The organism is Vibrio halioticoli NBRC 102217 (genome assembly GCF_000496695.1).
In the GTDB taxonomy this organism is placed as follows: Bacteria; Pseudomonadota; Gammaproteobacteria; order Enterobacterales; family Vibrionaceae; genus Vibrio; species Vibrio halioticoli.
Map to the genome: position 1 here is coordinate 1 of NZ_BAUJ01000089.1, position 6,860 is coordinate 6,860.

Annotated in this window: 6 protein-coding genes; 4 read left to right on the forward strand and 2 right to left on the reverse strand. The window is 41.1% G+C overall.

Features of this window, described 5'->3' with window-relative positions; all coding sequences use genetic code 11:
- Positions 1-49 precede the first annotated feature (49 nt).
- Positions 50-1,300 carry a uracil-xanthine permease family protein gene (locus VHA01S_RS17460; RefSeq protein ID WP_023405670.1) on the reverse strand — a complete coding sequence of 417 codons (1,251 nt, stop codon included), beginning with the start codon at positions 1,298-1,300 and terminating at the stop codon, positions 50-52.
- Positions 1,301-1,476: 176 nt separating this feature from the next.
- On the opposite strand from VHA01S_RS17460, the gene dinB reads away from it, so the two are divergent.
- The 3 genes from dinB to cspE all read left to right on the forward strand — a co-directional run bounded on the left by dinB (position 1,477) and on the right by cspE (position 3,863).
- Positions 1,477-2,544 carry a DNA polymerase IV gene (gene dinB, locus VHA01S_RS17465; RefSeq protein ID WP_255209314.1) on the forward strand — a complete coding sequence of 356 codons (1,068 nt, stop codon included), beginning with the start codon at positions 1,477-1,479 and terminating at the stop codon, positions 2,542-2,544.
- A 48-nt stretch (positions 2,545-2,592) separates the two neighbouring features.
- Positions 2,593-3,366 (forward strand): YggN family protein, encoded by a 774-nt coding sequence (locus VHA01S_RS17470; protein ID WP_021714756.1) that lies wholly within the window; start codon positions 2,593-2,595, stop codon positions 3,364-3,366.
- Between the two features lie 287 nt (positions 3,367-3,653).
- Positions 3,654-3,863, forward strand: a complete 210-nt coding sequence (gene cspE, locus VHA01S_RS17475) for a transcription antiterminator/RNA stability regulator CspE (protein WP_021714757.1) — start codon at positions 3,654-3,656, stop codon at positions 3,861-3,863.
- 67 nt (positions 3,864-3,930) lie between these two features.
- On the opposite strand, the gene VHA01S_RS17480 is transcribed toward cspE, so the two are convergent.
- The gene (locus VHA01S_RS17480) at positions 3,931-4,821 is read right to left on the reverse strand and encodes a LysR substrate-binding domain-containing protein (protein ID WP_021714758.1); all 891 of its coding nucleotides are present in this window, start codon (positions 4,819-4,821) and stop codon (positions 3,931-3,933) included.
- A gap of 129 nt (positions 4,822-4,950) precedes the next feature.
- Between VHA01S_RS17480 and nagE the strand changes: the two genes are divergently transcribed.
- On the forward strand, positions 4,951-6,414 hold the full coding sequence (gene nagE / locus VHA01S_RS17485; RefSeq protein ID WP_023405672.1) for an N-acetylglucosamine-specific PTS transporter subunit IIBC: 1,464 nt from the start codon (positions 4,951-4,953) through the stop codon (positions 6,412-6,414).
- Positions 6,415-6,860: the final 446 nt, after the last annotated feature.

A 6,860-nucleotide genomic window follows, 5' to 3' on the forward strand; every position in this document is an offset into this window, starting at 1 on the left:
TTACGCTTGGCACTTTTGTATCACAAAGAATAATAAGGCTTGGTATTACTTACTCAGGCTTATCTTCGATTTGAGCATTATCAACGATAGTGGTTTCACCCAATTGCTTTGGTAAAACAAGGTTTAGGATGATAGCTACGATACCGCAAAGGCTAATGCCTTGTAGGCTGAACTCGCCAATACCAAATGCCATACCACCGATACCAAACACTAAAGTCACACCCACAATTACTAGGTTGCGAGAGTTGTGTAGATCAACGCGGTTTTGGATAAGAGTATTTAGACCCACAGTTGCAATTGAACCAAATAGCAACATCATGATGCCGCCCATTACCGGTGTTGGAATGGTTTGTAGAACGCCACCTAATTTACCGACTAGAGCAAGAACAATCGCAGTCAGTGCCGCATAGGTCATGATTTTAGGATTGTATGATTTGGTCAACATTACCGCACCGGTCACTTCACTATAAGTGGTATTTGGTGGAGCGCCCATCATACTTGCTGCCATAGTTGCCAGTCCGTCACCCGCCATAGTGCGGTGTAGGCCCGGCTTTTTCAGGTAATCTTTACCCGTTACGTTTGAAATAGCCAACATATCACCAACGTGTTCTACCGCAGGAGCAATCGCGACAGGAAGCATGAACAAAATTGCGTTGATATTAAACTCTGGCGCAGTGAAGTTTGGAATCGCAAACCAAGAAGCACTCGACACTGGCGTGAAATCGACAATACCCGCAAACAAGCTCAAGATATAACCGACAGCAATACCACCAAAAATAGGCAGCAGCTTCAAAAAGCCTTTTGCGTAAACACTGATAATAATCGTGGTGAACAGAGACGCTAATGAAATCCAAATGGCAATTTGACCGTCGACCAACTGCATAGAACCATCACTGGTTTTACCTAGTGCCATATTCACAGCAACAGGAGCAAGGCCTAAACCAATTACCATAATCACCGGCCCTACAACGACAGGAGGAAGAAGCTTATGAATAATAGCAATGCCACGAACGCGGATAATCGCACTTAAAATGATGTATACAAAACCAGCTGCCATTAGGCCGCCCATTGTTGCAGGAACACCCCAAGTTTGAACGCCGTATAAGATTGGTGCAATAAAAGCAAAAGAAGAAGCTAAAAAGATTGGTACCGAACGCTTGGTGACCAGTTGAAAGAGTAGTGTACCAACACCGGCACCAAATAGTGCCACGTTGGCGTCCAGTCCCGTCAGTAACGGAACTAGAACTAGAGCACCAAATGCAACGAACAGCATTTGCATACCCTGTAAGATAGAAGCCATGATTTTCTTTCTCCATTTGTGGAAATCGACGAATCTTATCATCTACATAGAGGCTATGATATTCACTAGATCAATTTTTATTTAATCAATTCGATTCAGTAAGAAAATATTTTTGTAGTCAGTGCTTAATATCGGTAATATTAACTGTGTATTTAACCAGTATTTTAGGTGTTAATGTGTGTCGGAAAATCATCCATATTGATATGGATTGTTTCTATGCTGCGGTCGAAATGCGAGACTTTCCTGAATATCGTGGACGTCCATTAGCCGTTGGTGGCAAAGAGAAGCAGCGAGGTGTATTGAGCACTTGCAACTATGAGGCGCGTCGTTTTGGTGTGCACTCAGCCATGCCTACCGCACAAGCTCTAAAGTTGTGTCCTCATTTATTGGTGGTCCCTGGGCGAATGCACATCTACAAAGAAGTTTCGATACAAATTAGAAAGATATTTCAACGTTACACACAAATTATTGAACCTCTTTCTTTAGACGAAGCCTATCTTGATGTCACTGATAGTCCTCTATGTAATGGTTCAGCCACCTTAATTGCCCAAGCCATCCGTGCTGATATCGAAAAAGAGCTGAATTTAACCGCTTCGGCGGGAATTGCCCCGATAAAGTTTTTAGCTAAAGTTGCATCCGATATGAACAAGCCCAATGGGCAATACGTCATCGCACCGCATCAAGTACAAGAGTTTATCAATAGCATGCCTTTGCAAAAGATCCCAGGTGTCGGCAAGGTTGCACTGCAAAAATTGCATCGCTCAGGATTGTATCTTGGTGAAGACGTTTGTAAGGCGGATTATAGAGAACTATTGATACGGCATGGGCGTTTAGGCGCATCACTATGGAAACGCTGTCATGGCATTGATAACCGCAATATTGAGGTTTCAAGAGCAAGAAAGTCCATTGGCGTTGAGCGTACCTTTACCCAGAACATAGCAACACTAGCGCAGTGTTGGGAGGTCATAAAAAGTCGTCTATATCCTGAGATAGAAGGGCGGTTTAATAAAGTGGAAGCACTGCGCAACCGAGGCATTAGCAAACAGGGTATTAAGGTTAAGTTTGCCGATTTTCAAGTCACTACAATAGAAACTGGTTCACAAGAATTGAGCCTAGCCGCTTTTTATCCATTATTAGAAGAAGTGCTGCACCGTCAACAAGGTCGAGAAATTCGACTATTGGGTTTGAACGTTATGCTGCAACCAGAAGAGTCAGCAAAGCAATTAAGCCTATTGGATCACTGAGTAATTGGCGTTACAGTAATCCCCACATCACGTTACAAGGAATTTTTAATGTTAAAGCGTCTTACTTATGGCTTGTTAGTCGGTTCTCTGCTGGTGACTTCTGTGTCTCAAGCGCAATCAATAGAAGGCTACCAGGCGTGTAATGTCGACCTACACAATGAGCTACACCTAGATGGTAAAGCGGTGCAGATAATTGACGCTAATGGACACAAAGCCATTATTGAGCCAAACAAAGGCTTATCGATTAATGGCAAGTCCATTGAGCTTAGCGCAAAACAGCAGCAACAGCTTGAGCATTATCGTCAACAGTTAAACGAAAGCATCCCTAAAATAAGAGAAGTCGGGCAGTCTGGTGTGGCATTAGCCAATGAAGTTTTGGATGATGTATCAGCTAAGTTCAATAATACTCATGCATTTAATAACGTACGCACATCCATTTCTGACTATTATGCCAAACTTGAAAAACGCTATTATCACGATGGTGAATGGGTGTTAAAACCCAATGCATTTAGCAATATGCACGACAATTGGCAGAAAGATTTTGCTGATGCTCGACGCGTGTTTAATAGCGAGTTTTTTGCGAGTGCCTTTGTGGTTTTGCAGGAAAAATTTGCTTCTGAAGACGGTGTGAATTTTACTGAATTGCAAAAGCAATTGGGTGAACTTAAAGTGTCAATTCAGAAAAAATTGAAAGAGCACTCACCAGAAATTACTGAAAAGGCTCAGAATTACTGTGATTCAATGGATAAACTGGCCAAAGAAGAAAAGACATTAGTGGAAAGTATTCCACAATTGAAAAATTATCAATTGTTTGAAATTTAAACAAATATTGAGTGGGGTCAGTAGCTTGCAAAAGCTTACTTTGTTGGCTTAATAAATATCTAACGATTTTATAAGAAAAACGTTTACAAAGGCGCAAACTGCTGTAGCATATAAATCGCTTCGTAAGGCAAAGTTGTTAGACAAAAGTAAGCAAAAGCAAGTTTCAAATTTTATTGTAAAAAGTAAAGTAGTGTTTTCTGTTTTTCCCTTAACTTAATGGCTAGGACTTACGAACGTGTCGCACAAGCGACGTTTAATCAATCTTAAAAAATACTAAGGGACATAACATGTCAAAGACTACTGGTACAGTAAAATGGTTTAACGAAGAAAAAGGTTTCGGTTTCATTTCTCAAGACAACGGCGGTGCTGACGTATTCGTTCACTTCCGTGCAATCGTTTCTGACGGCTTCAAAACTCTTGCTGAAGGCCAAAAAGTATCTTTCGAAGTTGAACAAGGTCAAAAAGGCCCTCAAGCTTCTAACGTTACTGTAATCTAAGTAAACCTTTAGATTAAAAGTTTCTAAAAGCCCGCTGTTTTCAGCGGGCTTTTTTCTTGTCTAGCGATCAGTCACGCGAGGCACGCTCTTCTTTTATCCAACTCAACACGGCATTGATCTTTTGATGCTTTTGCATTCCGTCAGAACAGAGTAAATAGTATTTGTTATTGCTGTTTAAGGTCGGAAATGGCACGACTAACTCCCCATCCTCGATCATCTTAGCGACAAAGCTCAATCGACCAATCGCAACCCCTAAAGAGTGTTTCGCAGCTTGGATGTTCATCCCTCTTTGGCTAAAGGTATACGCTTTTTCGTAAGGGTCGACACCAATATTAAAGTGCTTTAACCAACGTGACCAAGCATTAGATTCTTGAGCATGGATAAAGTTGATATCGTGTAAGTCTTCATAGTTTTGCTTAAACAGACCGTATTTCACCGCATATTCATGAGTACAAACGGGCACAATCCTTTCATCGAATAAAGGATGGATATGAGTATCCTTAAGTGAGGGTTTTCCGTAGTAAATCGCAATATCAATATTGTTGAGACGTAGATCGACCTGATCTTCTTCAATACGAATAGTCAAATTAAAGCCCGGATACTTCTGCTTGAAGTTTTTTAGGCGCGGAATCAACCAACCACTAGCAAAAGCTGGGGTCGTTGCAATGACTATCTCGCCTTTTAACTCATCTGAAGTGATATCTTCTATTTCATTGTAAATAGAGGATAGAGATTCTGTTAAAGTCTCCCTCAGGCGTTTGCCTTCTTTAGTTAACTCAAGTTTTCGAGGAAGTCGTATGAAGAGCTTAAATCCGAGATCGTCTTCCAGACCTCGTATTCTATGGCTGACAGCGCCTTGAGTTAAATTTAGCTCCGTACCTGCTTTGGTAAAACTTAGATGCTGCGAGGCAACTTCAAAAGTGTGCAGGTTTCGAAGTAAAAAAGGTTTATTCTTCAATGGATAATCCCTTTGGCATTAAAATTATTAATTCATTATATGAGTTAATTCGTTTGTTGGGACTTTTTTTTTGCTGTTAAATAAGATTTTAGAAATAAATAATTTTAAGTATTCATTTAGAGAGGGTGTATGAATGTATTAGGTTACATGCAGAAGGTAGGTAAGGCGCTGATGGTTCCAGTTGCTACATTACCCGCTGCAGCAATTTTAATGGGTATCGGTTATTGGCTCGACCCTGTGGGTTGGGGCGCAGATAATGTATTGGCATCCTTCTTAATTAAATCTGGTGGCGCAATTATCGATAACATGGCACTGCTATTTGCTATCGGTGTTTCGTTTGGTTTAAGCCGTGATAAAAACGGTTCAGCTGCTCTTTCTGGATTTATCTGTTTTATGGTAGTTACAACGCTTCTTTCTCCAGACAGTGTTGCTCAACTGCTTCATGTGAGTAAAGAACATGTACCGGCAGCCTTTAACAAAATTGGTAACCAATTTGTCGGTATCATTGTTGGTATTATTTCAGCTGAAATTTACAATAAATACTCCACCGTCGAGTTGCCAAAAGCATTGGCTTTCTTTAGTGGTAAACGCCTAGTTCCTATCCTGACTTCGATTGCAGGTATGGTATTAGCTGCGGTACTACTTTACGTATGGCCTGTAATTTATGATGCACTGATCATCTTCGGTACTAAGCTACAAGCTATGGGCCCAGTAGGTGCAGGCTTATTTGGTTTCTTCAACCGTATCTTGCTGACTATTGGTATGCACCATGCTCTATACCCAGTATTTTGGTTTGACGTTGTGGGTATCAATGACATCCCTAACTTCCTAGGTGGCGCACAATCTATTGCTAACGGTACTGCTGTGATTGGTCAAACAGGCATGTATCAAGCCGGTTTCTTCCCAATCATGATGTTTGGTCTTCCTGGTGCGGCGCTGGCGATTTATCACAGTGCAGAATCTAAAAACAAAGCAGCAGTATTCTCTATTATGCTAGCGGCGGCGATGGCTTCTTTCTTCACTGGTATCACAGAACCACTTGAATTTAGCTTTATGTTTGTGGCTCCGCTACTTTACTTGCTACACGCAGTGTTAACCGGTATTTCTCTATTCATTGCCGCACAAATGCATTGGATGGCAGGTTTTGGTTTCTCAGCAGGTTTAGTGGATTTCGTTCTATCAAGTCAGAACCCACTTGCTGTTAAATGGTACATGCTGATTGTACAAGGCCTTGCTTTCTTTGGTATCTACTACGCAGGTTTCCGCTTCTTCATTCTTAAGTTCAACCTACGCACTCCGGGTCGTGGTGAAGATCTTACAGAATCTGAAGATGAACAAGTACCAGCAGACGATCTTGGCCTAGCACAGAACTACATTGATGCTGTAGGCGGCGCGGAAAATATTCTAGAAGTTGATAACTGTATTACACGTTTACGTTTAACAGTGGTTGACTCAGGAAAAGCCGATGAAAAACGACTAAAACAGCTTGGAGCGGCAGGCGTTGTTAAAATCGGTAAAGGTGGCTTACAGGTTATTATCGGTATCGGTAAAGTCGACAAAGTGGCTGACAGTGTTAAAAAAGCACTTGCTTAATATTAAAACATTCAGCTAAACCATCTTGAATTTAAAAGACCTAGTTCATAACTAGGTCTTTTTTTTTGGTTCTTGAGCGCCATACTTTAAATGTCATCACACTAAGTAAGTGTTCAGAAATAGCGCAGGAAAAACACTCGAAAATAAGGCGGAATTTCACGGTAAGTAGTTACTCTACAATCAAAAATTCTAACGCCGTTATCGAGCATTTAACAAGCTAGAATGACCCGTAATTTACTACGATTGGTATAACTGATACCGAAACGATTATTGTCTTATAAACCTTACTGTGTCGTGGTATTAACGATAGGTGAGCAATCCCATTTAATCCGTGCCTTTGTATGCGTGGCTCTAATCTGATTAGGGACTAGGTGCTCGTCACAATAGAGTCAGTATCTTGGAGACATATACAATCATTGTCGTGGCGAGATTATACCAATCACACT